27 protein-coding genes are annotated in these 26,950 nt (G+C 71.6%); 18 read left to right on the forward strand and 9 right to left on the reverse strand.

All coding sequences use genetic code 11. The features are described from left to right. The first annotated feature begins 7 nt into the window (after positions 1 to 7). From ACZ41I_RS20410 to ACZ41I_RS20425, 4 genes are all read left to right on the forward strand, one after another. On the forward strand, positions 8 to 445 hold the full coding sequence (locus tag ACZ41I_RS20410; protein ID WP_003974483.1) for a hypothetical protein: 438 nt from the start codon (positions 8 to 10) through the stop codon (positions 443 to 445). Positions 446 to 696: 251 nt separating this feature from the next. Next, the gene (locus tag ACZ41I_RS20415; protein WP_468325091.1) at positions 697 to 1,218 is read left to right on the forward strand and encodes a hypothetical protein; all 522 of its coding nucleotides are present in this window, start codon (positions 697 to 699) and stop codon (positions 1,216 to 1,218) included. A 191-nt stretch (positions 1,219 to 1,409) separates the two neighbouring features. Further along, on the forward strand, positions 1,410 to 1,661 hold the full coding sequence (locus tag ACZ41I_RS20420; RefSeq protein ID WP_399774687.1) for a hypothetical protein: 252 nt from the start codon (positions 1,410 to 1,412) through the stop codon (positions 1,659 to 1,661). Between the two features lie 11 nt (positions 1,662 to 1,672). Continuing rightward, positions 1,673 to 2,863, forward strand: a complete 1,191-nt coding sequence (locus tag ACZ41I_RS20425) for an SPFH domain-containing protein (RefSeq protein WP_363214273.1) — start codon at positions 1,673 to 1,675, stop codon at positions 2,861 to 2,863. 88 nt (positions 2,864 to 2,951) lie between these two features. Here ACZ41I_RS20425 and ACZ41I_RS20430 read toward each other — a convergent pair whose 3' ends face one another. Next, positions 2,952 to 3,629 (reverse strand): NAD(P)-dependent oxidoreductase, encoded by a 678-nt coding sequence (locus ACZ41I_RS20430; RefSeq protein ID WP_468514753.1) that lies wholly within the window; start codon positions 3,627 to 3,629, stop codon positions 2,952 to 2,954. Continuing rightward, positions 3,520 to 4,533: an EamA family transporter gene (locus ACZ41I_RS20435; protein ID WP_468514721.1), complete on the reverse strand. Its 1,014-nt coding sequence runs from the start codon at positions 4,531 to 4,533 to the stop codon at positions 3,520 to 3,522. Before ACZ41I_RS20435 ends, ACZ41I_RS20430 begins: the two co-directional genes overlap by 110 nt. A gap of 78 nt (positions 4,534 to 4,611) precedes the next feature. Between ACZ41I_RS20435 and ACZ41I_RS20440 the strand changes: the two genes are divergently transcribed. Further along, on the forward strand, positions 4,612 to 5,511 hold the full coding sequence (locus tag ACZ41I_RS20440; protein ID WP_468514722.1) for a LysR family transcriptional regulator: 900 nt from the start codon (positions 4,612 to 4,614) through the stop codon (positions 5,509 to 5,511). Between the two features lie 40 nt (positions 5,512 to 5,551). Here ACZ41I_RS20440 and ACZ41I_RS20445 read toward each other — a convergent pair whose 3' ends face one another. Next, a complete protein-coding gene (locus ACZ41I_RS20445) occupies positions 5,552 to 6,316 on the reverse strand; it encodes an MBL fold metallo-hydrolase (protein WP_468514723.1) in 765 nt (254 codons plus the stop codon). A gap of 93 nt (positions 6,317 to 6,409) precedes the next feature. Here ACZ41I_RS20445 and ACZ41I_RS20450 point away from each other — a divergent pair, with 93 nt between their 5' ends. Continuing rightward, positions 6,410 to 7,033 carry a CGNR zinc finger domain-containing protein gene (locus ACZ41I_RS20450; RefSeq protein ID WP_468514724.1) on the forward strand — a complete coding sequence of 208 codons (624 nt, stop codon included), beginning with the start codon at positions 6,410 to 6,412 and terminating at the stop codon, positions 7,031 to 7,033. 302 nt (positions 7,034 to 7,335) lie between these two features. Here the strand turns inward: ACZ41I_RS20450 and ACZ41I_RS20455 are convergent, their stop codons facing one another. Beyond that, positions 7,336 to 8,166, reverse strand: coding sequence for a M55 family metallopeptidase (locus ACZ41I_RS20455; RefSeq protein WP_468514725.1), 831 nt, complete (start codon positions 8,164 to 8,166; stop codon positions 7,336 to 7,338). A gap of 91 nt (positions 8,167 to 8,257) precedes the next feature. Between ACZ41I_RS20455 and ACZ41I_RS20460 the strand changes: the two genes are divergently transcribed. Together ACZ41I_RS20460 and ACZ41I_RS20465 are read left to right on the forward strand one after the other, a co-directional pair. Next, positions 8,258 to 8,533, forward strand: a complete 276-nt coding sequence (locus ACZ41I_RS20460) for a hypothetical protein (protein WP_363214279.1) — start codon at positions 8,258 to 8,260, stop codon at positions 8,531 to 8,533. A gap of 158 nt (positions 8,534 to 8,691) precedes the next feature. Further along, positions 8,692 to 10,521, forward strand: coding sequence for a phosphatidylglycerol lysyltransferase domain-containing protein (locus tag ACZ41I_RS20465; protein WP_468514726.1), 1,830 nt, complete (start codon positions 8,692 to 8,694; stop codon positions 10,519 to 10,521). A 68-nt stretch (positions 10,522 to 10,589) separates the two neighbouring features. Here the strand turns inward: ACZ41I_RS20465 and ACZ41I_RS20470 are convergent, their stop codons facing one another. The 3 genes from ACZ41I_RS20470 to ACZ41I_RS20480 form a co-directional block, all read right to left on the reverse strand. After that, entirely contained in the window at positions 10,590 to 11,999 is a 1,410-nt protein-coding gene (locus ACZ41I_RS20470) for a sensor histidine kinase (RefSeq protein ID WP_468514727.1), read from the reverse strand. Then, positions 12,000 to 12,740 (reverse strand): response regulator transcription factor, encoded by a 741-nt coding sequence (locus ACZ41I_RS20475; protein ID WP_363214281.1) that lies wholly within the window; start codon positions 12,738 to 12,740, stop codon positions 12,000 to 12,002. Positions 12,741 to 12,960: 220 nt separating this feature from the next. After that, on the reverse strand, positions 12,961 to 13,851 hold the full coding sequence (locus ACZ41I_RS20480; RefSeq protein WP_468514728.1) for an NADP-dependent oxidoreductase: 891 nt from the start codon (positions 13,849 to 13,851) through the stop codon (positions 12,961 to 12,963). A gap of 136 nt (positions 13,852 to 13,987) precedes the next feature. Between ACZ41I_RS20480 and ACZ41I_RS20485 the strand changes: the two genes are divergently transcribed. From ACZ41I_RS20485 to ACZ41I_RS20500, 4 genes are all read left to right on the forward strand, one after another. Continuing rightward, positions 13,988 to 14,392, forward strand: a complete 405-nt coding sequence (locus tag ACZ41I_RS20485; RefSeq protein WP_468514729.1) for a winged helix-turn-helix transcriptional regulator — start codon at positions 13,988 to 13,990, stop codon at positions 14,390 to 14,392. A gap of 132 nt (positions 14,393 to 14,524) precedes the next feature. Beyond that, a complete protein-coding gene (locus ACZ41I_RS20490) occupies positions 14,525 to 14,863 on the forward strand; it encodes a YnfA family protein (RefSeq protein ID WP_468514730.1) in 339 nt (112 codons plus the stop codon). A gap of 59 nt (positions 14,864 to 14,922) precedes the next feature. Further along, the gene (locus ACZ41I_RS20495; protein ID WP_363214285.1) at positions 14,923 to 15,684 is read left to right on the forward strand and encodes an SDR family oxidoreductase; all 762 of its coding nucleotides are present in this window, start codon (positions 14,923 to 14,925) and stop codon (positions 15,682 to 15,684) included. Continuing rightward, positions 15,684 to 15,839: a hypothetical protein gene (locus ACZ41I_RS20500; protein ID WP_399774669.1), complete on the forward strand. Its 156-nt coding sequence runs from the start codon at positions 15,684 to 15,686 to the stop codon at positions 15,837 to 15,839. The genes ACZ41I_RS20495 and ACZ41I_RS20500 overlap by 1 nt, the downstream gene beginning before the upstream one ends. A gap of 7 nt (positions 15,840 to 15,846) precedes the next feature. On the opposite strand, the gene ACZ41I_RS20505 is transcribed toward ACZ41I_RS20500, so the two are convergent. Next, positions 15,847 to 17,040, reverse strand: coding sequence for an RtcB family protein (locus ACZ41I_RS20505; RefSeq protein WP_399774667.1), 1,194 nt, complete (start codon positions 17,038 to 17,040; stop codon positions 15,847 to 15,849). Positions 17,041 to 17,262: 222 nt separating this feature from the next. Here ACZ41I_RS20505 and ACZ41I_RS20510 point away from each other — a divergent pair, with 222 nt between their 5' ends. From ACZ41I_RS20510 to ACZ41I_RS20520, 3 genes are all read left to right on the forward strand, one after another. Continuing rightward, positions 17,263 to 18,150: a DUF3558 domain-containing protein gene (locus tag ACZ41I_RS20510; RefSeq protein WP_468514731.1), complete on the forward strand. Its 888-nt coding sequence runs from the start codon at positions 17,263 to 17,265 to the stop codon at positions 18,148 to 18,150. Positions 18,151 to 18,280: 130 nt separating this feature from the next. Beyond that, complete coding sequence (locus tag ACZ41I_RS20515) at positions 18,281 to 19,183, forward strand: DUF3558 family protein (RefSeq protein ID WP_468514732.1); 903 nt, start codon at positions 18,281 to 18,283, stop codon at positions 19,181 to 19,183. Between the two features lie 119 nt (positions 19,184 to 19,302). Beyond that, the gene (locus tag ACZ41I_RS20520) at positions 19,303 to 20,544 is read left to right on the forward strand and encodes a DUF2637 domain-containing protein (RefSeq protein WP_399774885.1); all 1,242 of its coding nucleotides are present in this window, start codon (positions 19,303 to 19,305) and stop codon (positions 20,542 to 20,544) included. Positions 20,545 to 20,610: 66 nt separating this feature from the next. Here the strand turns inward: ACZ41I_RS20520 and lysS are convergent, their stop codons facing one another. Continuing rightward, on the reverse strand, positions 20,611 to 22,350 hold the full coding sequence (lysS, locus tag ACZ41I_RS20525; RefSeq protein WP_399774662.1) for a lysine--tRNA ligase: 1,740 nt from the start codon (positions 22,348 to 22,350) through the stop codon (positions 20,611 to 20,613). Positions 22,351 to 22,499: 149 nt separating this feature from the next. Here lysS and argS point away from each other — a divergent pair, with 149 nt between their 5' ends. Genes argS through ACZ41I_RS20540 form a run of 3 tightly spaced genes read left to right on the forward strand, consistent with a single transcriptional unit; the run spans position 22,500 to position 26,875 of the window. Next, a complete protein-coding gene (argS, locus tag ACZ41I_RS20530) occupies positions 22,500 to 24,266 on the forward strand; it encodes an arginine--tRNA ligase (RefSeq protein WP_399774660.1) in 1,767 nt (588 codons plus the stop codon). 60 nt (positions 24,267 to 24,326) lie between these two features. Then, on the forward strand, positions 24,327 to 25,202 hold the full coding sequence (locus ACZ41I_RS20535) for a nucleic acid/nucleotide deaminase domain-containing protein (RefSeq protein WP_468514733.1): 876 nt from the start codon (positions 24,327 to 24,329) through the stop codon (positions 25,200 to 25,202). Then, positions 25,199 to 26,875 (forward strand): WD40 repeat domain-containing protein, encoded by a 1,677-nt coding sequence (locus tag ACZ41I_RS20540; protein WP_468514734.1) that lies wholly within the window; start codon positions 25,199 to 25,201, stop codon positions 26,873 to 26,875. Before ACZ41I_RS20535 ends, ACZ41I_RS20540 begins: the two co-directional genes overlap by 4 nt. Positions 26,876 to 26,950 lie beyond the last annotated feature (75 nt).

The raw sequence follows: 26,950 nt of genomic DNA on the forward strand, positions 1-26,950 counted from the left end.
TGGTCGGGTGGGGGTGACGTACAAATACTTCGGCGCGCCGGACGGTGCGACCGCGGCCCGCGTCCCCATCTCGATGCGCCCCGAGGAACTCGGCGGCGACGAGCTGGGCATGAACGGCATGTTCACCAAGATCAAGCCGGAGACGATGGCCGCGATGGTCCTGACGGGCATCGAGGGCGTCCCCCTGCACAAGGTCCCGCCCCTGGAACTGGTCGTCCTGCACCCCGACTACGCGGTCGTCAAGCTCCCCATGACCGTCGTCGACCCCCTGCGCGGCATCGGCGAGGAGGCGGTCGGCGCGGCAGCCTTCATCTGGTCGACGGTCCCGGACCGGGGCGGGCCGCGTGACGCGTTCAACGTGTACCAGCTGCTGCACGAGTGGCAGGACTTCTCGCATCGACTGCATGAGGCCGGGCATCAGCCGTATTGCTTGGTTTGGCCCTGAGCTGGGGTTCCGTGGGGCTTGGGCGGGGTCTTCGGGCCTCGCCCCTTTTGGTGCCGGGGAGGGACCGTCGGGCGGCCAGGGCACATTGAGGGCACATGGGCTTCGCCTTGCCCGCACGGGTCGCCACCTGCTGCCGGTACTTCCTTGATACGACGGCACCCCCCGGCAGCGGCCCCATGCCGGACGGCGCTGACCGCGTGCGACGAGCCCGTGGCCGTGCGGCGCGCAACGTGTGTGGCCACACTGGAGGCATGGAAGGCCGGCCTCCCTCGCAGGCTGTGGACGTGCCGCGGTCGGACGCCGGCGAGCGGCGTGAATACGAGGGGGCCGTGTACGGCTCGCTGCTCGCGGCCTCGGTGGTGGTCGGAGCCGGCTCGCTCGGCTCCTTCCCCCGGCTGGAACTCGTTCTCCTGCTGCTGTGCACCGGGATGGTGACTTGGGCGACCCGCGTGTACTCCCGGCTGTTCAAGGAGCGGATCAAGGGCGCGTCCGTGGGCGGGAAGGAGATCCGTGCAGCGGGTGCGGCCGAGTGGCCCGTCCTCATGGCCGCGGTCCCACCGGCCGTGGCGATCGCCGTCACGCCGTTGCTGGGCATCGGGCCGAGAGGGGCGGTGTGGCTGGCCCTGGGCGTTGCGCTGGCCGGCTATGTCGGCTGGTCCACGGTGGCCGCCTACCGCGCGGGGGCCACAGGCCGCGCGGTGGTGACCGCGGGGGCGGTCAACCTGGTGCTCGGACTGGTCGTCGTTCTCTTCAAGGTCTTCGTCAAGCGCTGACGCCGTAGCGGTCCGAGCCGTTCAACAGCTTCGCGCCGAGCCCACCGCAAGGTCGTGGTCGCCCGTACCGGCGGCCGGCCTCGACGGGCTACTGATCAAGGGCACATGAGCCGGTCCCCCTCCCATTGGGTCCCGGCCCCGCTGGGTCTATCGTCTGAATTCTGAGGTCAGGACGAGGAGGACGGCCGGTGATGCCGCAGGACGAGGCCGTGATCGGCTGTATGGGCAAGGTGCTCATCGGGACGCGGGGATCCGCGGGCCCCGGCGAGGTCCTGGTGCGGGTCAGGGGCGGCTCCGAGACCTTCCTGGCGTGGTCCGAGGATCCCCTGCCCGTGGGCGCCACGGTCCTCGTGATCGAATCACGGGGATGCCGCGAGGTCGGCGTCATCGAGTGGGTGGATCCATTGGACGCGCTCGGCGGCGACACCGTCGGCGCAGGCTGAGGAGTACAAGCATGTTCGGATACCGCGTTCCCGCTCCCGACGAGGCGATGTTGATCTCGGGAGGCCGGCGGGGACTGGGGGGCGCGCCGTTCCGCGTGGTGACGGGCCACGGCAAGTTCGTGCTCCCGGTCTTCCGTAAGGTCCGGTTCCTCACCCTCTCCATGTGCGAGGCCGAGGTCACCGAGACCTGTGTGACCAAGCAGGGCATCTCGCTGCACGTCCGCGCGGTCATCGCCTTCAAGGTCGGCAACGACCACGAGAGCATCATCAACGCCGGTCAGCGCTTCCTCTCCGACCAGGAGCAGATGTCGGTGCTCACCGGCCGGATCTTCGCCGGCCACCTGCGCGCGATCATCGGCTCGATGACGGTCGAGGAGATCGTCACCGAGCGGCAGAAGCTCGCCGCGGAGGTGCTGGACACCTCGAAGACGGAGATGGCGAAGATCGGCCTGATCGTCGACTCGCTGCAGATCCAGTCGATCGACGACGGCGACACCGGCTACATCGACGCGATGTCCGCCCCGCACAAGGCGGCGATCCAGCGGCAGGCCCAGATCGCCCAGGCCCAGGCCACCCAGGCCGCGGTCGAGGCGGAGCAGGAGGCGGCCCGCAAGCAGGCCGAGTACGCCCGGCAGACCGCCATCGTCAAGGCCGAGTACTCGGCCGAGGTGGACCGCGCCCAGGCGCAGGCCGCGCAGGCCGGACCGCTCGCCCAGGCGCACGCCCAGCAGGAGGTGCTCTCCGCCCAGACGGAGCTGGCTCAGCGCCAGGCCGAGCTGCGTCAGAAGCAGCTGGTCGCCGAGGTCGTCAAGCCCGCCGAGGCCGAGGCCGAGCGGGTCAGGATCCTCGCCGCCGCCGAGGCCCAGCGCATGAAGATCCAGGCCGAGGCCGCCGCCTCCTACGACCGGGTCGCCCTCGACCGGATGCTCATCGACCAGCTCCCGCAGATCGTGAAGGAGGCGGCCGGCGGCCTGGCCGGCGCCAACGTCAATGTCCTGAACGGCGCGGACGGGCTCGGCGAGATCGCCGCGGGTCTGGTGTCCCAGGGCCTGACGATCCTCGACTCGGTGCGGCAGAACCTGAACGGCGGCCAGGAGAACAAGGACAACCCGGGCAACAGGGGGGACCTCAACGACCTGCTCCAGCTGCGCTCGGGCAAGGACGGGGCGTCGGAGGGCGACGGTCCGGTGAACCTCGACTAGGGGGTTGTCGCGGTTTCAGCCGTGGCAGGCCGTCGTTGGTCTGCGGCGCCGTCCCGGCCGGTCGCGCCCGCGCGGCGGCAGCCGCATGTCAGGCACAACCCCGCGCCCCTTTCGGGGCGCTGTCCTGCACGACCGTTATGTGGCGGTGCGGCCCCGGACACTCCAGCTCGTCCAGCACCGCCGCCGCCAAGTCCTCGGCGCTGCTCCACGACCGGCCGTCGGCGTCGGTCAGCAACGTGTCGGTGCCGCGCCGGTAGCGTCCGGTGCGGCTGCCCGGTTCGAGTACGGCCGGCGGGCTCAGGTACACCCAGTCGGCGCCGGAGTGCGCCTGGCAGGTGCGCAGTTGGGCCACGCCGGCGAGTGCCACGGCGCGGTACTCGGCCGGCACGTATGCGGGGTTCTCGGCGATGAGCCGCTCCCGGTCGCCGGGGCTGCGCAGGGCGCCGGCGCCGCCGACCACGAGGACGCGGATGCCGAGCCGTGCGGCGGCGTCCAGCACCGTGCGGGTGGCGGCGACCAGGAACTCCTGGTCGGCCGGGAACGTCCGTACGGCCAGTACGACGGCGTCGGCTCCGGAGCTGGTCAGTGCCTCCCCCACGGCGGACGGGTCGCCGGCGTCCACCGCGACCGGCGTCACGCCCGGGTCCTCGCTCGCCTCACTCGCCGGCTTCCGCGACAGCGCCAGCACCCGGTGTCCGCGCGCTCTCGCCTCGCCGACCACCCGGCCGCCGACCATCCCGGTGGCCCCGAGCACGGCGATCGTCATGCCCTTCGGCATCAGGGTTCTCCTTCGTTTCTGCGGTGTTCTTCCGTACGCCGGGGGCGAGTTGCGCCGCCAGCAAGGCGATGAGCGCCAGGGTGAAACCGAGGGTCTGCGGCACGCTCAGCGACTCGCCCTGCGCGACGCCGATGACGGTCGCTACCAGCGGGGACAGCAGCACCAGCGGTGCGGACGCGGCGACCGGCAGGCTGCCGATCCCGCGGAACCACAGCGTGTACGCGATCAGTCCGCCCATGCTGCCGAGCCACAGATAGCCGCCGGCGGCGCCCGCGTCGATCCGCTGCGGCACCCCTTCGGCCGCCAGGGTGAGCGGAAGCAACAGCAGGCCGCCGACGGTGAGTTGCCAGCCGGCCAGGGTGAGCGGGCCGACGCCCGCCGGACGGCCCCAGCGTTTGGTGAGGACGACCCCGGCGGCCATCATCGCCGTATGGCCGAGGCCGGCGAGCACGCCGGCGGCGTCCAGCCGGGCCCGCGGTCCGAGGACGACCAGCCCCACTCCGAGCACGCCGAGGGCGCCCCAGGCCAGCCGCCAGGCCGTGGGCCGGTCGTGCAGCAGCCCGAGGCCGAGACCCGCCACCAGCAGCGGCTGGGCGGCGCCGAGGGTGGCGGCCACCCCGCCGGGCAGGCGCTCGGCGGCCACGAACAGCAGGGGCATGGCGCCGATGTTGAGGACGCCGAGGACCGCGGTCTTCCACCACCACGCTCCGTGCGGCAGCACCCGGGTGAGCGCCAGCGCGAGCAGCCCGGCGGGCAGGGCCCGCATCAGGCCCGCGAACAGCGGATGCCCGGGCGGGAGCAGCCGGGTGGTGACCACGTAGGAGGTTCCCCAGGACGCGGGAGCGAGCGCGGTGAGCAGGACGGTCGCCGCCTGTGCCGTGTGCCGATGCATGGGGGAAGTGTCGGCCGACGGTGGCCATGGGTCCAAAGCATGGTTGTCATTGCAGCCATGAATGATGACGATTGATGCGTGGACCTTCAGCAGCTTCGCTACGTCGTCGCCGTCGCCGACACCCTCAACTTCACCCGGGCCGCGGAGCGGTGTCAGGTGGTGCAGTCCTCGCTGAGCCATCGGATCGCCGCACTGGAGCGGGAGTTGGGGGTGCGGCTGTTCGCCCGGTCCAGCCGCCGGGTCGAACTGACCGGCGCGGGTGCGGCATTCCTCGTGGGTGCGCGTCAGTGTCTGGCCGCCGCCGACCGTGCGGTCGCCGACGCCGCCGCCGCGACCGGGGTGGTGCGCGGGCGGCTCGCCGTCGGCGTGATCGTGACCACGGCCGCCGTCGACGTACCCGAACTGCTGCAGCGGTACCGCGCCCGGCATCCCGACGTCCGGGTCGTCCTGCGGTCCGGACGCAGCGACGAGCTGGCGGCGGCGGTGCGCGACGGGGAGCTGGACATCGCCTTCCTCGGTCTGCCGGAGGGCGAGCGGCCGGCCGGGCTGGAGACCGTCGTGCTCGATCACGACCGGCATGTCCTCGCGGTACCGGCCGGACACCGGCTGGCGGACGCCGCCCGGGTCACGCTGGCGGAGATCGCCGGGGAGACGTTCGTGGACTTCGTGGCCGGGACCCCCGCCCGCGCCCAGTCCGACCGGGCGTTCGCCGCCGCGGGTCTGGTCCGCGACGTCGCGTACGAGGCCGGTGTCGTGGAGCTGATCACCCGGCTGATCGCGCGCGGTCTCGGGGTCGCGCTGCTGCCGTCGGCGTTCATCCGCCCGCTCGCCGCCGACCACCCCGGACTGGCCCTGGTCCCGGTGGCCGACGGGCCGCGGCGCCTGGAGTATCTGGCGTGGAGCCGGTTCAACCCGAGCCCGGCCACCCGGGCGATGCTCGACGTCCTCGGGGTCAGACCGTCGTCCGTACGGTCCTGACGCGCCGCCGGGCCTTCGGCGCGCCCCTGGCCCGCGGCGGTCAGTCCAGCTGGAGCCGGTCCGCGAGCCCCGCCTTCTCGAATGCCGTCACCACGTCGTCGCGCGTCTCGGTGAAGTGGGTCCAGCTGTCGCAGTGGACGGGGACCACCCGGCGGGCGCCGAGGAGACGGGCGGCCTCGGCGGCGCCGGCGCCGTCCAGGACGAGCAGCGCGCCGTCGAAGAGGACCGTGCGGGGCGCCCCCGCGAACAGCACCGCGGTGTCGACCGGCCCGAACCGGTCGGCGATCTCGCGGACCGCCTCCAGGGAGGCGTTGTCACCGCTGACGTAGACGGTGGGCAGCCCCTCGCCGGTCAGGACGAAGCCGACGACCTGGCCGCTGACCGGCTCGACCTGCTCCTTGGTGCCCGGCCCGTGCACGGCGGGTACACCGGTCACCGTCACCGTGCCGCCGCCCGGCCGGTCCAGCTCGACCGACACCCAGTCCGCCAGGCCCGTGGCCCTGGCCCCGAGCCGCTGGGCGCCGCCCGGCGTGGTGAGCGTCAGCGGCACGTCGGCGAGCAGGGCGCGGCCGGAGCGGTCGAGGTTGTCGGGGTGCTCGTCGTGGGAGAGCAGGACCACGTCGATGCGGCCGAGGCCGGCCGGGGTGGTGCGGGAGGCGGCGGTCTTGGTCAGGAAGCGGCCGCCGCCCAGCGGGTAGTCGCCGGGCTCGTCGAAGGTCGGGTCGGTGAGGAAGCGCAGGCCGCCGTACTCGATGAGCGCGGTGGGGCCGCCGTACACCTGCACGGGGAGCCGGGGAGACGACATGGGAAAGCACCTCACAAGGTTGTCACGGATGGCACAACACCTATCCGTGAGAAAGACGGTAGCCGCACCTCACGGATGGACGCAAGCCGTACCATGAGATTCATGACGGAGACCGCGCCCGCCGAGCCCCTGGAACCGACGGCCGTCGCGCCCGCGCCCGGCGCGGAGCAGCACCCGGCCCTCGACCTCGCCAACAGCGCTCCCGCGCTGCCCGGGGGCCATGTCCTCGATCTGCTCGGCACGCCCGGCGCCGCGAACCGCTGGCTCGCCGAGCGCGGCCTCGCCCCCGCCGACGCCGGGCTGCGGGAGATGTGCGTGGCCCAGCTGCGCTCCCTGCGCGAGCAGGTCCGCGCCCTGATCGCGTCCCGGGTCGACGGCCACCCGGCCCCGGCCGGCGCCCTGGCCGCCGTCAACGAGGCGATGACCAAGGCCCCGGCCACCCCCCTGCTGCACTGGGACCCCGTGCGCGGCCTGTACCGCGCCGTCTCCCACCCCACCACCCAGATCCTCGAACACGCCCTGGCCGCCCTCGCCGCCGACGCCGCCGACCTGCTCACCGGCCCCGACGCCGACCGCCTCACCGCCTGCGGCTCCGCCCCCTGCAACCGCTACCTGCTCCGCCACGGCCGCCGCCACTGGTGCTCCACCCGCTGCGGCGACCGCGCCCGCGCGGCCCGCGCCTACGCCCGCCGCACGGGGCGGGCCGGGGAGGACTGAGCGGCCCCTTGCCGGAGGCTCTCGGCGGCGGGTACGGCTCAGCGACGACGCCTCGGAAACAGCGCGCCGAGCGCCGCGCACCCAAGCGCGCCGAGCGCCCCGAGCAGCGACCCGCCCCAGGGCGTCCCACCCGGCCGTTGCGGGACCGCCGCGCACGCGAACGCGAACGCGAACGCGTCAAGGCCACCGCTCTCTAGGGAGCACGCAAGGGCGCCAGCGCACACCGCCACCTGGGGCGGCCCGCCTGCGGAGTCACGCCGGGCATCGTCCACGCTCGCCGGCACGCAGCCGGGGCCGGAGCACTAGCAGTACGGCGCCTGGCTGGTGAGCGAGGCGGCCACCCGCAGCCATACGTAGAACTGGCGGTAGAGAGAGGGGAGCCGGCCGGTCGCACGGATCGTACGGCTGTCGTCGGCCGTCACGCCCGGGATGCCGAGGAGGGTGGCGGCGACGGAGGCGGACTGCCAGCGGACGGCGAGGGTGACCTCTCCGGCTGCGGCCGCGGGGCGGCGCGGGGCCCGGTCCAGGGCCGCCGCGACCCCCTCCTCGATGGCCTTCCGCGCCTCCGCCTGCGGCCGCAGTTCGGCGGCGAACCGGCCGTGCGCGTACTTCACGGGCACCGTGACGACGGAGGCGTCCCACGCCGTCATCTCCGCGCACGCCACGTCGTCACCCGTGAGGGCCACCACGGGCACCCCCAGGGCCGCCGCCGTGGCATGGGCGAGCCCGATCTCGCCGACCGGCCGGCCGTCCAGCCACATGTCCTCGATCTCGTGCCCCATGAAGCTGTGGCTGAGCACGCCCGGGGCGCCGGCCCGGGAGTGATAGCCGACGCACAGCGCGGCGTCGTACTCCCCGGTCAGGCCCTCCAGCATGCCCATCTGCTTGGGCTTGCCCCGTATCAGCCGGGCGGCCGGGTGCAGCGCCTCGGGCAGCAGGTTGCGCATCGGTCCGTGGGCGTCGTTGACGAGGATGTCGTCGGCGCCCGCCGTCAGCGCGCCCCGCACGGCCGCGCTCACATCCTCGGCCATCATGGAACGGCCGCGCTCGTAGTCCCGGCCACCCGGCTGCACGTCGTCGGCGTCCACGAGCCCGGTGACGCCTTCCATGTCCACGCTGATGTACATACGCACGGCGTCGACCCTAGCCGGACCCTACGTATCGTAGGTTCCCAACCGTGGGCGGCCACGCGCCAGTTCACATGTCTGTTCATCGGGGGACGCCTTGCAGGACACGGAAACGGAAGCCGGCGGGGAGGTCTGCGCACGCACTCTCGCGCCGACCCTGACCCTGCTGGCGGTCAGCCTCCTCATCGCCGCCGTCGGCGTGTACGAACTGTGCGGCTTCGGTCTGCACAGCCTCGACCGGCGCCCGCACCTGTTCAGCGACGGTCTCGCCACCGGCGGGGTGATCGTCGCCGCGGTCGCGGCCGGAGCGGCGGTGGGCAACCTGGCCTGGCACCTGGTGACGGCCCGGCGCGACAGGGCAAGGACCGGGTAAGAGAGGCGGCACGGGAAGGGGTTGGGTAAGAGGAGCGGCAGGGGAGGGCGCCGGGCAGGAGCCGATGCCGGTACGCTCCCGGTGCACAGGAACACTGCCCTACAAACTGTAGGGTGAGCGTCCGTCCCGTCCCTTCCCACCCAAGGTGACCAGTCACCATGCCCGCTCAGCAGTCGACCCTGACCGCCGCGAAGATCCCCGGTCAACGCGGTGCACGCCGCGATTTCCGGATGCCCGTCCCCAGCCCCCGGCTGCGCGCGGGGGCGGCCTCCGCCACCGTGTGGTACCTGCGGCTGATCGCCGTCTTCAACATCATCGCGGTGATGTCGCTGCCGTTCCGCAAAGAGGTGGAAGAACACAACGACGGCAAGCTCTTCACCGCCCGTCATGTGCACGCGCACACCCACCACGCCGGCCAGTTCTTCACCCCGTACCTGGCCACCGCCGGCCTGGCCTCGGCCGCGGCGGCGATCTTCCTGGCGCTGGTGATGCGGCGCGGGAAGCGGGCCGGGTGGGTGGTGAACATACTGCTCGCCGGCCCCCTCTTCGTGCTCTACGTCCTCGCCCTCACCCAGCACCCGTTCCGCGACCACGCCTTCAACTGGGTCTCCACCGCCCTCACCGGCCTCTTCGTGGCCGCGCTGCTGATCGGCCGCCGGGAGTTCAACGCCGTCGGCGACCCGTCCAACCCCAAGCTCGCACTGGCCGTCGGCGCCGGCGGCATCCTGGTGACCGGCGGGCTCGGTACCCTGCTCGTGCACGCCACCAACAGCCTGACCGGCGCGACCCTGTTCGACGAGCTGGCCTACACCCTGCTGCGCGGCATCAGCGTCGGCCCACTCGCCGACCGGGTCGACTCCGTGCACGCGCCCCGCTGGGCCGACATCATCATCAACATCCTGCTCGCCGCGGCCTTCTGCCTGGTCCTGTACGCCTGCTTCCGCTCCCCGCGCGGTCGCCGGCTGCTCACCTCCGACGACGAGGAGAAACTGCGCGCGCTGCTCGACAAGCACGGCGCCCGCGACTCCCTCGGCTACTTCGCGCTGCGCCGCGACAAGGCCGCCATCTTCTCCCCCACCGGCAAGGCCGCCGTGACCTACCGTGTCGTCGGCGCGGTGTCCCTCGCCTCCGGGGACCCGATCGGCGACCCCGAGGCCTGGCCCGGCGCCATCGACGCCTGGCTCAGCGAGGCCCGCCGGCACGCCTGGACCCCGGCCGTCATGGGCGCGAGCGAGGAGGCCGGCACGATCTACGCCCGGCACGGCCTGGACGCGCTCGAACTCGGCGACGAAGCGATCGTGGACATCGCCGAATTCACCCTTGAGGGCCGCGCCATGCGCGTGGTCCGCCAGGCCCACAACCGGGTCAAGCGGGCCGGGTACACGGTCCGCATCCGCCGCCACGAGGACATCCCCGCCGACGAGCTGGCCCTCCTGATCGACCGCGCCGACCGCTGGCGTGACGGCGCCACCGAGCGCGGCTTCTCCATGGCCCTGGGCCGCCTCGGCGACCCGGCGGACGGCCGCTGCGTGATGCTGGAGTGCCGTGACGCGGACGACGAGCCGCGTGCCCTGCTCAGCTTCGTCCCGTGGGGCGAGCACGGCCTGTCCCTGGACCTGATGCGCCGCGACCGTGACTGCGAGAACGGCCTGATGGAGTACATGGTCGTGGAACTCCTGCTGCGCGCAAAGGAGTTGGGCATCAAGCGGGTGTCGCTGAACTTCGCGATGTTCCGCTCGGTCTTCGAACGCGGCGCCCGCCTCGGCGCGGGCCCCGTCCTGCGCCTGTGGCGCTCCACCCTCACCTTCTTCTCCCGCTGGTGGCAGATCGAGTCCCTGTACCGGGCCAACGCCAAGTACCGCCCGGTCTGGGAACCCCGCTTCCTGCTGTTCGCCAAGAGCAGCGACATCCCGAGAATCGGCCTGGCGAGCGCCCGGGCGGAGGGCTTCCTCGAACTGCCGGGCATGGGCGGCGGACGCCGGCCGTAGGAAGGGGTACCGCAGGCTACGAGGCGTGGGCGGTGCGGCGGCCGCAGTGCCCCGGGGGCGCGGGGCGCTCATCCGCCCACGGTGAAGCCGATCACCGCTCCGCCGCCCTCCCGCCGAGAGGCGAACGGCGCTCCCCCGTGCGCCATGGCGACCTCCCTGACGATCGACAACCCCAGCCCCGACCCCGGCAGGGACCTCGCGTCGGCGGCGCGGTAGAAGCGGTCGAAGATGCGGATCAGGTCGCCCTCGGCGATCCCGGGCCCCCGGTCCCGCACCTCCACCCGCACGGTGCCCGGCCGGGCCGGCCCGCTGATGCGGACCTCGATGGGCGCCTTCCCGTCCCGGTCGAACTTGGCGGCGTTCTCCACCAGGTTGGACATGGCCCGCTGCAGCATCCCGGGCCGCCCGTCGGTCGTCGTGTCGCCGCTCGTGTGCAGCACGATCTCCCGCCCGGTACGGCGTTTGGCCAGCCCCACGACGTCCTCGGCGATGTCGGCGAGGTCCACGCGCTGCGGCGGCTCGGTGTCGGACTGCCCGGCGGCGAGGTCGACCAGCTCGTTGACCAGGTCGGTCAGTTCCCGTGCCTCCTGGCCGAGGTCGGCGACCAGTTCCTCCCGTGTGGCGGGGGGCAGCTCGTCGATCCGGCGGAGCAGCGAGATGTTCGTACGCAGCGACGTCAGCGGGGTGCGCAGTTCGTGCCCCGCGTCCTGCACCAGCCGCCGCTGGTCCTCCTCGGACTGGGCGAGCCGGCCCAGCATCCGGTCGAAGGCACGCCCGAGCCGGCCCACCTCGTCCAGGCCCGCGACCGGCACCTCGATGCCCAGCTGGCGGGTGCGGGCCACGTCCTCCGCCGCGGAGGTGAGGATCACCAGGCGCCGGGTGATCCGGCGGGCCAGCCACCACCCGAACAGACCGGCCGCCACCACGACCGCCGCCATCAGGATCAGCGTGCGCTGCTGCAACGCCCGCAGCAGGTCCTCGGTGTCGCTGAACTCCTGCGCGACCTGCACCGCGCCCCGCCCGTCGCCGAGCGAGACGGTGGCGATGCGGAACAGGTCCTCGTCGACCCGTACGTCCTTGTGCTCGACCACCTTCCCGGCCGTCACCGCGAGCGCCATGGCCTTGTCGCGGGAGGTCACGGGCAGACTCGGGTTGCCGTGGTCGACGATCTGGCCCTGCGCGCCGAGCACCTGCACATCGGTGCGGGCGGGCCGGACCAGGTCGTGCCCGGGACGGGAGGAGGAGAAGTCCTCCGGGACCATCTCGTGCTGCCGCACCTCGTCCCGCACGTCCTGCACGACCTGGCTGAACACCGACTGCTGGTCGACCCGGACCAGCCGCGCGGCGGAGCCGTACGACAGGATGCCGACGAGGATCGTGACGGCCGCGGTGACAGCCGCGAACGACACGGCGAAGGTGGTGCGCAGGGAGACCAGCTTGGGCCGGCGCCGGGCCGACAGCCGCCGCAGCCGGCCCACCTAGTCCTCCCGGAGCACGTAACCCACGCCCCGCACGGTGTGGATCAGCTGCGGGGCGCCGGGCTCGTCCAGCTTGCGGCGCAGGTAGCCGACGTACACGGCGAGGTTCTTGGAGCCGGGCCCGAAGTCGTAACCCCAGATCCGGTCGTAGATCGTCGAGTGGTCGAGCACGATGCCGGCGTTGCGCACGAGCAGTTCCAGCAGCTCGAACTCGGTGCGGGTCAGCTCCAGCTCGCGCTTGCCGCGCCAGGCCCGGCGGGCCTGCAGGTCCATACGGATGCCGGCGGCCTCCACCTGCCGGTCGGGCAGCTGGACGTCCCGGCCGCCGGTCTCGACGCCGCCCCCGCCGCCGTTGCCGCCGGCCGCGGGGACCGGGCTGGTCCGGCGCAGCAGGGCGCGCAGCCGGGCGAAGACCTCCTCGACGTCGAACGGCTTGACCACGTAGTCGTCGGCGCCGGCGTCCAGGCCCGCGATGCGGTCGGCGGTCTCGACGAGGGCGGTGAGCATGAGGATCGGCGTACGGTTGCCCTCGGCGCGCAGCACCCGGCACACCTGGAGCCCGTCGATGCCCGGCATCATCACGTCGAGCACGAGGACGTCCGGCGGGGTCTTGTGGGCCTGTGCCAGCGCCTCGACGCCGTCGGCCACCGCCGTCACCTCGTACCCTTCCAGGGTCAGAGCACGCTCCAGGGCATGGCGGATGGCACGGTCGTCTTCAGCGAGCAGCACAGTCTGGGGCACGCTCCCAGTCTGCCAAGGCCTCCGGCGGTTCGGCCGGGGCGAGTGGGCCTACGATCACCCTTTTTACCGGCCTCTCACCGTCACAGGGGCAACCCGGCCCCGGGTTCTACCGTCTTCTCACCGAGTGTCGCCGGCCGCTCCTCGAAGGACACTCCCTCGAACCCGCCGGGGTGTCCGCCCCGCGGGCCGGCGTGACGTCGCCGACCCCACCCGGATCGCCTCAGGGCACCAGCACCAGCCGCCCCCGCACCCCGCCCCCGGCCAGCCGGGCATGCGCCTCGGCCGCATCCTTCAGGGCGTACGTCTGCGCCACCCGCAGGGTCAGCACCCCCTCGTCCACCAGCCGAACCAGCTCCGCCAGCTGCGCCCCGTCCGGGCGGACCTCCACCGCGTCGGTACGCACCCCGCGCACCGCACCGGGCTGCACACCCGGCCGGACCCCGATGTACACACCCCCGTCCCGCACCCACTTCAGGGCCGGCTCGCCGAGCACCGCCGCGTCCAGCACCGCGTCCACACCGCCCGGCTCGACCCCGTCGGCCGTGAAGTGCGCGGCCCCCAGCGAGCGCACCAGCTCCTCGTCGCCCGCGCGCGCCTGCCCGGTGACCTCGATCCCCCGGCGGGCGGCCAGCTGCACGGCGAACCCGCCGACCGCGCCCGCCGCACCGGTCACCAGCAAGGACGCACCCGGCGCGAGATCCAGCAGGTCCAGGGCCTGCAGCGCGGTCAGCCCGTTCAGCGGCAGGGTGCCCGCATGCACCTGGTCCACCGAGGCCGGCGCCTGGGCCACGGCATCCGCGGGGACGACGACGTACTCGGCGTGCGCGCCCAGCGGGTCGGCCACTCCCGGCACCAGCGCCACCACCGGGTCACCGACCTGCCAGGCGGCGGCCACCCCCACCGCGTCCACCGTGCCGGCCACGTCCCAGCCCAGCCCGAGCGTCTTGCCGGCCCCGCCGAAGAGACCGGCACGGGTGGCCGCGTCCACCGGGTTCAGCGCACCAGCCGCCACCTTGATCCGCACCTGCCCCGCCGCGGGTTCCGGCAGCGGCACGTCCGCGATCTCCACGACCTCCGGACCACCGAACGACTTCACAACCACCGCACGCATGACAACTCTCCTGGAACTCAAAGGACTTGATGTCTCGCGAGCCGCTTTCCCGCTCGCAGCACCAACTCTAGGAGAGCTACTATCCATCGGTAAGTAGTTACCTCGAAGTGCGTAACCGACCCCGAGGAGACAGCCCATGACGACCATGACGGCAGCCCAGCGACGCGAACAGGCCCGCGCCGACTACGACGCCTTCCTGCGCGACTGCCCCACCAACCAGCTCCTCGGACGGCTCAGCGACAAGTGGGTCAGCCTCGTCGTCGCCGCCCTCTCCGCCGGCCCCCAGCGCTACAGCGACCTCGGCCGCAGGATCGCGGGCGTCAGCCCCAAGATGCTCACCCAGACCCTGCGCGCCCTGGAGCGGGACGGCCTCGTCAGCCGCGCGGTCACCCCGTCCGTCCCGGTCCGCGTCGACTACGCACTCACCCCGCTCGGCACCAGCCTCGCCTGCCTGCTGACCGCGGTGAAGGACTGGGCGGAGACCCACTTCGAGGAGGTCCGAGCGGCCCGCGAGCGCTACGACGCCAAGGACACCGCCTGAGCCCCGCACCCCGGCGGCGCAGAACCCGCACGCGTCCCCGCGTCCAGGACGAGCACCTCCGGCCGGCCCTTCGCCGCGAGGTGCCGCCCGCCAGGTGACCCGCCCTCCGCCGCCCGTGCCAAGCTGCTGCCCATGTCGATCCTCCGCTCCGCCGCCCTCTTCGTCGTCGCGGCCCTCTTCGAGATCGGCGGCGCCTGGCTGGTCTGGCAGGGCGTGCGCGAGCACCGTGGCTGGCTGTGGACGACCGGCGGCGTCCTGGCCCTCGGCGTGTACGGCTTCGTCGCCACGTTCCAGCCGGACGCCCACTTCGGCCGCATCCTGGCGGCGTACGGCGGGATCTTCGTGGCGGGCTCGCTCCTGTGGGGCGTCATCGCCGACGGCTACCGCCCCGACCGCTACGACATCACCGGCGCACTGATCTGCCTCGCCGGCATGGCCGTGATCATGTGGGCGCCGAGGAACGGCGGTTGAGCCTCACTTACGCTGGACGGAGCCGTTCTGTTCGCGCCACCGGATCACAGGAGCTGCCCATGACCCCCGCCTCCCGCATCGCCGTCGTCACCGGCGCGAGCAGCGGTATCGGCGCCGCCACGGCCCGGCAGCTCGCGGAGGCCGGCTACCGCGTCGTCCTCACCGCCCGCCGCAAGGACCGTATCGAGGCGCTGGCGGAGGAGCTGACCAAGGCGGGCCACTCGGCCGTGGCCTACCAGCTGGACGTGACCGACCGCGCGGCGGTGGACGAGTTCGCCACGGCGTTCCAGACGATCGGCGTCCTGGTCAACAACGCGGGCGGCGCCCTCGGCGCGGACCCGGTGGCCACCGGCGACCCGGCGGACTGGCGCACGATGTACGAGACGAACGTCATCGGCACCCTGAACCTCACCCAGGCCCTGCTGCCGAAACTGGTGGCGAGCGGCGACGGCGTGATCGTCGTCGTGTCCTCCACCGCCGGGCTCAGCACGTACGAGGGCGGCGCCGGCTATGTCGCCGCCAAGCACGGCGCGCACGTCCTCGCCGAGACCCTCCGCCTGGAGATCGTCGGCCAGCCGGTCCGCGTCGTCGAGATCGCACCCGGCATGGTCAAGACGGAGGAGTTCGCCCTGACCCGCTTCGCCGGCGACAAGGAGCGGGCGGAGAAGGTCTACCAGGGCGTCGCCGAGCCCCTCACGGCGGACGACGTGGCCGAGACCATCACCTGGGCGGTCACCCGTCCCAGCCACGTCAACATCGACCTCCTCGTCCTCCGCCCCCGCGCCCAGGCGTCCAACACGAAGGTCCACCGCGAACTCTGATGCCCGAGGACAACTCCCCCGAGTCCCTGGAGAGGCGCCGCCTGGCCCAGGAAACCAAGGACGAACGCAAGGTCTGGTACTTGCTGGGCTACTTCCTCTTCGGCATCCACATCGTGGCGTTCGTGATGATCTATGCCGTCCGGCACGGTCACTGACCGTACGTCAGCCCTTCACGCACACCACCTGCTTGAGCTTCGCGACGACCTCGACGAGGTCCCGCTGCTGGTCGATGACCTGGTCGATCGACTTGTAGGCGCCCGGGATCTCGTCCACGACGCCGGAGTCCTTGCGGCACTCCACGCCCCGGGTCTGCTCCTCCAGGTCCCTCGTCGAGAAACGCTTCTTCGCAGCGTTACGGCTCATCCGCCGGCCGGCGCCGTGCGAGGCCGAGTTGAAGGACAGCTCGTTGCCGAGCCCCTTCACGATGTACGAACCGGTACCCATGGAGCCCGGGATGATCCCGTACTCGCCGGAACCGGCCCGGATCGCGCCCTTGCGGGTGACGAGCAGGTCCATGCCCTCGTACCGCTCCTCCGCCACGTAGTTGTGGTGGCACGAGATCTCCCGCTCGAAGGCCGGCCTGGCCTTCTTGAACTCCTTGCGGATGACGTCCTTCAGCAGCGCCATCATCAGGGTGCGGTTGTTCCTGGCGTACTCCTGCGCCCAGAACAGGTCGTTGCGGTAGGCCGCCATCTGCGGGGTGTCCGAGACGAAGACCGCCAGGTCACGGTCGACCAGGCCCTGGTTGTGCGGGAGCTTCTGGGCCACGCCGATGTGGTGCTCGGCCAGTTCCTTGCCGATGTTGCGGGAGCCGGAGTGGAGCATGAGCCACACGGCACCGGTCGTGTCCGTGCAGATCTCGATGAAGTGGTTTCCGCTTCCGAGCGTTCCCATCTGCTTCCAGGCACGCTCCCGACGGAATCTGACCGATTCGGCCACTCCGTCGAACCGTCCCCAGAAGTCGTCCCACCCGGCCGTGGCAAGCCCGTGGAAGTCTCCCGGCCCCACGGGATCCTCATGCATCCCCCGCCCCACCGGAATCGCCTGCTCGATCTTCGACCGCAGCCGCGACAGATCGCCCGGCAGATCATTGGCCGTCAGCGACGTCCTCACCGCCGACATGCCGCACCCGATGTCCACCCCCACCGCCGCCGGGCACACCGCGCCCTGCATGGCGATGACCGAGCCGACCGTCGCGCCCTTGCCGTAGTGGACGTCCGGCATCACGGCCAGGCCCTTGATCCACGGCAGGGTCGCCACGTTCTGGAGCTGGTGCAGGGCCACGTCCTCGACCGTCGCGGGGTCCGTCCACATCCGGATCGGGATCTTCGCGCCCGGTATCTCCACGTACGACATATGTTCCTCATTCCCCCGAAAACGACAGCAAGACGCTCATGAGCCTCATAGGCAACAAAACGCAAAAGCGGCGCCAAGGTCTATGAAAAGGGACAAGGGACCGGCGGCCACAGCAGTGCGTGCGATACACATTGTCTCCAGGGGGCGCCCCGCTGCGGCAAGCGAATAACCAGCGGGGACACTGGAGCACCGAGCGAGCGCACACCCGAGAGGAGCCCGACCGTGCAGCGGAAGGCGTACGTAACCGGCACCGCCGCCCTCCTGGTGGCGCTGCTGGCCAGCTGCACGAGCGGCTCGGGCGGCGACAGCCCCGCGGACAACGCCAATCCGGGCGAGGCCGGCACCGCCACGGCGGCCGCCCAGCCCGGCAAGTACCGCACCCTCCCCGAACCCTGCCGCGCGGTCGGCCATGACGCCCTCGACTCGCTGCTGCCGGGTGTCACGCAGATCACCGACCCCGTCCAGCGGGACAAGGCCTACCAGGGCGAGGCCGAGCTCACCTACGACACCGACCGCAAGGTCGGCTGCCACTGGAAGGTGGAGTCCGCGAACGCCACCGACCGCCTCTCGGTCGACTTCGAGCGTGTGGTGTCGTACGACAACGCGGTCAGCGACGACGACCAGGCGCAGCAGCTGTTCGAGGACAAGGAGACGGCGGCCGACCTCCCCGACCCGGGCAGCACCCCGGCGGCGAGCGGGACGGCGACATCCACGGCCTCGCCGTCCGCGTCCGGTTCCAGGTCCGGGTCCGGTGGCGCTCCCGCGTCCCCCTCCTCGTCCGCCTCCGCCTCCACCTCCGCCTCTTCCTCCGCGAGCGGCGCCGCCTCCGCCTCCGGTTCCTCGCCCTCCGACACCGCCTCCGCGGCCGATCTGCAGCCGCGGGTGCTGTCCGACCTCGGTGACGAGGCGTATCTGGACGACCAGCTCGACTCGTCCGGTTCGACCGCCGAGCCGCGGACGGTGACTGTGGTGTTCCGCACGTCCAACGTCATCGTCACCCTCCAGTACGAGGAGCAGCCGACGGCCACCGGAACGGTCCCCGACAGCAAGGAAATGCAGGACAGGGCCCGTAATCTGGCTTCTCAACTGGCCGACACGCTGGGCGGATGACGGCCCCCGCAGCCGCTCGCCCCGCCGTCCGCGAAGTGCCCGGACGGAAACCGCACAGCTCCTTCACCGCGTACCGTGGCCCCGCAGGAACCAACCCGCACGACCACCGAGCGTCATGAGTGAAGGAACCATGCAGCGAGTAGCCCAGCGAGACGACCGTGCCCAGCGTCACCAGCGAGCCAAGCGCCTTCGCCGTGTTCTTCTCTGCGCGGCAGCCGTTCCGGCGGTACTGATCACCGCCGCCTGTTCGTCGGGCTCGGACGACTCCAAGGACAAGGGCGCCGCCAGCAGTGCGCAGCAGTCCGCGGGCGGCAGCGCGACGCCGTCGGTGAGCGCCTCGCCGACCGTGCGGGCGGCGGCGTACAAGAAGCTTCCCGACGCGTGCGCGGTGCTGTCGAAGAAGACCCTCACGGATCTGGTGCCGAAGGGTGCCTCGTCGGGCAAGAAGGGCAGTTCGGACGATCCGTCGTCGCGTGCCTCCTGCTCCTGGAGCAGCCTGGACAACAACGGCGTGAAGGGCTCGCAGTTCCGCTGGCTGAACGTCTCCCTGCTCCGCTTCGACTCGGACACCGCGCGCGGCGCCGGTGACGCTCAGGCCCACACGTACTTCGGCCAGCAGGTCAAGGATGCCGAGGGGGTGGACGGCGCGAAGAACACCAAGGAGATCCCGCTGTCCGGCACGGGTGCGGAGGCGACGGCCGTGCGCTACGACCTGAAGAAGAAGGAGGGTCTCTTCAAGCAGCAGACGGTGGTCGCGCGGGTCGAGAACGTGGTGGTCACGCTCGACTACAACGGCGCCGGTCTCGCGGGCGAGAAGACCCCGGACGCCGACGATCTGACGAAGGCCGCGCAGGCGGCGGTCAAGGAGGCGGTCGGGTCGGTGACGTCCGCGAACGGCGGCTCCTCGGCCGGTTCTGCCTCGAAGGCCCCGGCCTCCCCGTCGCAGTCGGCGTCGAAGTCCCCTTCGAAGTCGCCGTCCAAGTCGGTCCCTTCCAGCGCTTCTCCGTCCAAGTCGGCCGCCAAGAAGGACTGAGCGGAGGCCCGAAGTCCTGACCGGTACGACGTTCCCCGTACACGTGTGCCACCCTGTTGCGCGCAACAACAGGCAAGGGGAGGGGAGTACGAGTGGCCGCGCCACTGCAGCTGACTCGGATGCACCGCGTTCTCATCGGCGTGGTCGTGACCGGCGCCTTGATCATCGCCGGCATCGGCTTCGCCGGTTCCTACGCAGCCGTCCGGGCTCTGGCCCTCAAGAAGGGCTTCGGGAACTTCTCCTACGTCTTCCCGGTCGGCATCGACGCGGGTATCTGTGTCCTGCTGTCCCTGGACCTGCTGCTGACCTGGATCCGCATCCCCTTCCCGCTGCTGCGTCAGACGGCGTGGCTGCTGACGGCGGCGACGATCGCGTTCAACGGCGCCGCGGCCTGGCCCGACCCGCTGGGTGTGGGCATGCACGCGGTGATCCCGGTGCTGTTCGTGGTCGCGGTGGAGGCGGCCCGGCACGCGATCGGCCGCATAGCCGACATCACGGCCGACAAGCACATGGAGGGTGTCCGTCTCACCCGCTGGCTTCTCTCCCCGGTCCCCACGTTCCTCCTCTGGCGCCGGATGAAGCTGTGGGAGCTGCGCTCCTACGACCAGGTGATCAAGCTGGAGCAGGAACGTCTCGTCTACCAGGCCAGGCTGCGAAGCCGCTTCGGCAGGGCTTGGCGCCGCAAGGCTCCGGTGGAGTCCCTGATGCCGCTGCGCCTGGCCCGCTACGGCGTGCCCCTGGCGGAAACGGCACCGGCGGGCCTGGCGGCGGCGGGCATCGAGCCGGCCCTGCTGCCGCCCGTGTCGCAGCAGCCGCAGCTGGCGGCGGCCGACGCCACCGCCGCCGCTGCGGGCAGTCGGGCCGCCAGGGCGGCACGGGTGGGCGCAGCCGCACCTCCCGGCGAACAGCGCCCCGAAGAACCTCCTGTGGACGAGCAGAGCCCCTGGTTCCAGGCCCAGCGCGAGATCGAGTACCACGGTGGCTACGACCCCACCTACGACCCGATGATGCAGGAGCCCCAGTACGCCCCCGAGGAGCAGTACGGGGAGTGGTACGAGGAGCAGCCCCCGGAGCAGTTCCAGCAGCCCTCCCCGGAGGAGACCGGCAGCTTCCCCATTCCGGTGGGCCCCAACCGCACCCGCGAACTGGGCGAGGGCGGCGGCCCCCCGGAGCCGGACGAGGAGGCCTACTACCAGGTCTTCCGCCAGTCGATCGACGGCAGCTTCCCCACCCCGCACCAGTTCAGCGAGGCCGTGGAGGCGACGTACAGCCTCAAGCTCCCCGCACGGGAGGCCGACCGCATGGTCAAACGTTTCACCAACCGCTTCAACGCGGAACTGGAAGAGAACCACATCGCGTAACGGCATGAAAAAGGGGCCCTCCATCACGGAGGGCCCCTTTTTGCTTACGCGGTCTCCTACGGGCTCCTACTCCCCGAGCAGCCTGCGGACCCGGTCCTGCCCCACCGCCAGCAGCAGCGTAGGCAGCCGCGGTCCCGTGTCCCGCCCGACCAGCAGGTGGTACAGCAGCGCGAAGAACGACCGCTGGGCCGTCTTGATCTCCGGCGGCAGCTCCTTGGGCGTGGCGTCGGCCGGGAACCCGGCCTGCACCTTCGGGACGCCGTACACGAGGTGGGTCAGGCCGTCGAGCGACCAGTGCTCGGCGAGCCCGTCGAGCAGCAGCCGTACCGACTGCTGGGACGCCTCGTCGAGGGACTTCAGCAGCTCGGCGTCGGGCTCGTCGCGCACGATGGTCCGCTGGTCGGCGGGCACGTGCGTGTTGATCCACGCCTCGGCCTTGTCGTAGCGCGGCCGGGCCTCGTCCAGGGAGGCCAGCGGCTGCTCCGGGTCCAGCTCGGAGAGGATGCGCAGGGCCTGGTCCTCGTGGCCGGCGGTGATGTCGGCGACGGACGCGAGCGTGCGGTACGGCAGTGGACGCGGCGTCTTCGGCAGCTCACCGGCGGCCGTACCCACCGCGCGGGTGTACGCGGCGACGTCGGCCGGCAGCGCGGAGCCGTCGGCCACCTTCCCGGCGAGCTTGTCCCACTCGTCGTACAGCCGCTGGATCTCCTGGTCGAAGGCGATCTTGAAGGACTGGTTGGGCCTGCGGCGGGCGTAGAGCCAGCGCAGGATCTGCGGTTCCATGATCTTCAGCGCGTCGGCCGGGGTCGGGACACCACCACGCGACGAGGACATCTTCGCCATGCCGGAGATGCCCACGAAGGCGTACATGGGCCCGATCGGCTGCTTGCCGCCGAAGATCCCGACGATCTGACCGCCGACCTGGAAGCTCGACCCGGGCGAGGAGTGGTCGACACCGCTCGGCTCGAAGATCACGCCCTCGTACGCCCAGCGCATCGGCCAGTCGACCTTCCAGACCAGCTTGCCGCGGTTGAACTCGCTGAGCCGGACGGTCTCGGCGAAGCCGCACGCGGTGCATGTGTACGACAGCTCGGTGCTGTCGTCGTCGTAGGAGGTGACGGTGGTCAGGTCCTTGTCGCAGCTGCCGCAGTACGGCTTGTACGGGAAGTACCCGGCGGAGCCGGAGGAGCCGTCGTCCTCGCTCGCCGCGCCCGAGCCCTCCTCGGCCTCCAGCTCGGCCTCGTCGACGGCCTTCTGCTGCTGCTTCTTCGGGGCCTTCTTCGTGCGGTACTGGGCGAGGATCGCGTCGATGTCCCCGCGGTGCTTCATGGCGTGCAGGATCTGCTCGCGGTAGGTCCCGGAGGTGTACTGCGCGGTCTGGCTGATCCCGTCGAACTCGACACCCAGCTCGGCGAGCGAGGCGATCATCGCGGCCTTGAAGTGCTCGGCCCAGTTCGGGTACGACGACCCCTTCGGCGCCGGCACCGAGGTCAGCGGCTTGCCGATGTGCTCGGCCCAGGACTCGTCGACGCCCGCGACGCCGGCCGGGACCTTGCGGTAGCGGTCGTAGTCGTCCCAGGAGATCAGATGCCGGACCTGGTACCCGCGGCGGCGGATCTCGTCGGCGACCAGGTGCGGGGTCATGACCTCGCGGAGGTTGCCCAGGTGGATCGGGCCGGAGGGGGAGAGACCGGACGCGACGACGACCGGTTTGCCCGGGGCCCGGCGCTCCGATTCCTCGATGACCTCATCCGCGAAACGGGAGACCCAGTCGGTGGTCTCGGTGCTCTGAGCCACGATCGGCACGTCCTTCTTTCTGAACGGGGTGGCACTCCGTCTGATCGGGGTGACACTCCATTCTCACAGACCGGCTCGCGCCCGCGAAAACGGCTTTACCCGCCGTGGGATACTGGCTGGGACTGTCCATCCCCACGAGGAGAACGGCACCCATTCCTATGGCCTCGGTCACGTCCCTCAGCGATTCCGTCCAGCAGCACCTGACGTCCGCCCTCTCGGCCACCCTGCCCGAGGCCGCCGGCGCGGACCCGCTGCTGCGACGAAGCGACCGGGCCGACTTCCAGGCCAACGGGATCCTGGCGCTGGCCAAGAAGGCGAAGGCGAACCCTCGGGAGCTGGCGACGCAGGTCGTCTCCCAGGTGGTCACCGGCGACGAGCTGATCCAGGACGTCGAGGTCTCGGGGCCCGGCTTCCTCAACATCACGGTCTCGGACAGGGCGATCACCGGGAACCTCGCCGCGCGGTACGCGGACGAGACGGGCCGCCTGGGCGTGCCGTACGTCGAGCACCCCGGTACGACGGTGATCGACTACGCCCAGCCGAACGTGGCGAAGGAGATGCACGTCGGCCACCTCCGCTCGGCGGTGATCGGCGACTCCGTCGTCCAGCTTCTCGAGTTCACCGGTGAGAACGTGGTCCGCCGCCACCACATCGGCGACTGGGGCACCCAGTTCGGCATGCTCATCCAGTACCTGGACGAGCACCCGCACGAGCTGGACCACAAGGACGCCCGGGTGACGGGTGAGGAGGCGATGTCGAACCTCGACCGCCTCTACAAGGCCGCGCGGAAGAAATTCGACTCCGACGAGGAGTTCAAGACGCGCGCCCGCCGCCGGGTGGTCGACCTGCAGGCCGGCGACCCGGACACGCTCGCCATGTGGCAGAAGTTCGTCGACGAGTCGAAGATCTACTTCTTCTCCGTCTTCGAGAAGCTGGACATGGAGATCCGGGACCCCGACATCGTCGGCGAGTCGGGTTACAACGACATGCTGGCCGAGACCTGCCGCCTCCTGGAGGAGTCGGGAGTGGCGGTCCGCAGCGAGGGCGCCCTCTGCGTCTTCTTCGAGGACATCAAGGGCCCGGACGGCAACCCGGTCCCGCTGATCGTCCAGAAGTCCGACGGCGGCTACGGCTATGCCGCCACCGACCTCTCCGCGATCCGCGACCGTGTCTTCAACCTCAAGGCGAACACGCTCCTGTACGTGGTGGACGCCCGTCAGGCCCTGCACTTCCGGATGGTCTTCGAGACGGCGCGGAGGGCCGGCTGGCTGGGCGAGGACGTCACGGCGGTGCAGCTGGCGTTCGGCACGGTCCTCGGCAAGGACGGCAAGCCGTTCAAGACCCGTGAGGGCGAGACGGTCCGTCTGGTCGACCTCCTCGACGAGGCGATCGACCGCGCCTCGGCCGTCGTGCGCGAGAAGGCCCAGGACCTGTCCGAGGAGGAGATCGCCGAGCGGGGTGCCCAGGTGGGCATCGGCGCGGTGAAGTACGCGGACCTGTCGACGTCGGCGAACCGGGACTACAAGTTCGACCTGGACCAGATGGTCTCCCTGAACGGCGACACGTCCGTCTACCTGCAGTACGCCTACGCCCGTATCCAGTCCATCCTCCGCAAGGCCGGCGAGACCCGCCCGGCCGCCCACCCGGAGCTGGCACTGGCCGACGCCGAACGCGCCCTGGGCCTGCACGTCGACGCGTTCGCGCAGACGGTGGCGGAGGCGGCGGCGGAGTACGCCCCGCACAAGCTGGCCGCGTACCTCTACCAGCTGGCGTCCCTCTACACGTCCTTCTACGACAAGTGCCCGGTCCTGAAGGCCGAGACGCCGACGCAGGTGGAGAACCGCCTGTTCCTCTGCGACATCACGGCCCGCACCCTGCACCAGGGCATGGCCCTGCTGGGCATCCGGACACCGGAGAAGCTCTGACGCACACCCTTTAGAGTCTGTGGAGCCGTCTCCTATCTCCACAGACTCTGAGGGAGCCCGATGTCCGAGCGAGTCCCCGACCCGTCCACGGCCCACTTCGGCGCGGACGGCATGCGCCGGTTCACGGTGCCCGCCTCCTTCGGTGTCCAGCTGCCCGACGCGATCCGCGAGATGCTGGCGGACACCGGGGTGCCCGTGCATGTCCAGCCGTACTTCACGGCGGCGGGCGACACCGACGGACCGACCCTGGGGATGACCGCCGGCCACCACGGCCTGCCCGCACCGGCGGGCCGGGAGAACTGGCTGCGGCTCGGCACGGACCCGCTGGCCCACCTGTGCGTACGTCCGGACGGCGCGGTACAGGCGGTGTTCCTGGGCCTGGACGAGGACGACATGTTCGTCAGCTCCGGCGTCCCGGCGTTCAACGCCTCGCTGGCCGCCCTGGACCGCCGCCTCCCGGTGATCGCCGCATCCACCAGCCTCCCGGTGGCGGCGGCCGCGTTCCGCGAACTCAACGCCGAACTGCGGCAGATCGACGCCGCCGCGTTCGAGGACCGCGAGAGCTGGTGGCCGAGGGTCCTGGACGACGTACGGCACACGCTCAACTTCCCGTTCTCCTCCGCCTTCGAGTACGTGGACGCGACGGGCGCCAAGCAGATCGTCACGGATGCGACGGGCCCGGGGCGCCCGCATCCCGAGGAACTGGTCTGGCAGCGCCTGCACGCGCAAGGGGTGGCCCCGGAGCAGGTGCGGCGCGTCTACTGCGAGCTGGAGCCGTGCATGATGCCGGGCCACTACTGCGCGGTGTGGCTCCAGGCGACCTTTCCCCACGCGGAGTTCACGCACAGCTTCGACTACGGCGACACGGCGGACTCGCGGGAAGAGGGACTCAAGGAGTTGATCACCTACGCGGCGAAGCAGGCGGGCCGCCAGTGACCGAGGCACCGAAGTGGTCCCGCCCGGCCGCGGGCCGCGAACCGGCCGCGGCCGCAATGCTGTCCTGGCTGGCCGATCCGCAGGCCCCCCGCCTGTGTGTCGTCACCGGTAGCGCGGGTTGCGGCAAGTCGACCCTGCTGGCCTGGCTGATCGGGCATGGGACGCGAGAGGGGACGCAGCCGGAACGCCGGATCCACGGTTTCGTCCCCCTGGCCGGCCAGACCGCCCTCACCGCCGCCTGGACCCTCGCCGAGCAGCTGCACGTGGCGGCCCGCACCCCGGGCGAGCTGGTCACCGCACTGGCCGCCGACGAGCGCCGTACGGTGATCGCACTGCCGGACCTGCACGCGACGGCGGACGTCGAGGCGGTGACCGAACTGGCCCTGACACTAATGGAGTTGCCGCACGTACGGCTGCTGGTGGAGGTCCGCAGCGACAGCGCCGGAACACTCACCGCGGTTCCCTCGGCCGTGATGGACCTCGATCAGCCGCAGTGGACGGATCCGGGGCGGTATGCGGCGTGGGCGGCGACCCGGCCCGCCGACCGACATGAGCCGGTACCCGAAACCCTTACCGCCGCAGTCGACTTGGACGACCCGGCGGCGGTCTGCGCCGCGGACCCCTGGCAGGTGTCCTTCGCCTACGAGCGCTCCTCGGATCCCCACGGAGGCCTGCGCGCGGCATGGCTGCGGGCGGGAGCATCCCTGACCCGCGAGCAGAGCCCGGCGGACCGTGCCGTCGTCCTCCTGTCGGCGCTGGGCGACGATGCCGACCCGAGGCTGCCGGGAGCGCTCGCCGCGCTGACCAGGGGCGCCGCATGGCAGGTGGTCTGGCGCAGGGTGCGCGGCGATGTCCGCCCTCCCTGGCCGGGACCGGCACGCGCGCTCTCGTCGGGGCGCGGACAGCTCGCCGGGAAGCTGGTGGTGGCCGATCACCAGGGCACGGTGCGCCTGCTCGGCGAGTCGGACGCGGCTCCGTCCGGTCGGCTGCCGGAGCCGGTACAGGGGGTGCGCGCTGTGGCCGCAGCGTCCGAGGGTGACGTACTGATCCTGGATGGGCAGGGCCGACTGCACACCCGGCACAGCCCCTCGGCACCGAGAGCGACGGGCCTTGCGGCACTGCTGGAGGACGGGCCGGCACCGCTGGAGCGGCTGGCGGAGGCGGCGCAGGTCCAACTGGAGGACGGTGCTGTGGCATTGGCGTTCAGCGAGGGTCTGCTCGCGGCGGGGGACGCCACAGGCAGGGTGCACGCCTTCTTCGAACCCGACGCAGAGCCGGGGCCCTTCGCTGCCAGGCTGCACGAGGGCGGAGTCGCCGCCGTAGCAGCCCTGCACCTGACGACACCCGAGGGCGGACCGGGCATTCCCCTGGTCTACAGCGGCGGTTACGACGGCACGGTACGGGTGTGGAGCCCCGGAGCGGACCCGCTTGCCTCCCCCGTCCGCTCGCGGCCCCGCCCGGTTACGGCCCTGGCGGCGACGCCCACCGACGCCGGACCGCCGGTGCTGGCCATCGGCTGGGCGGACGGTCTGGTCGAACACCACACCCTGGACGAGGAGGGCACGGTCCGCACGTACCGGCCCGGAGCTCCGGTGCACGCGCTGGCGGTGACCCGTGCCGGGACACTCCTGATCGGGACGGACGAGAGGCTGGTGCATCTGCGTCCGCTCTGAGAACCGGCCCTTGGGGTGTTGTCACAACCATGCCATAGAGACGGCAGGCCCCCTTGCCCATCAACACCCGTTCAT

The sequence above is a fragment of the Streptomyces sp. NPDC030799 genome (genome assembly GCF_055572255.1).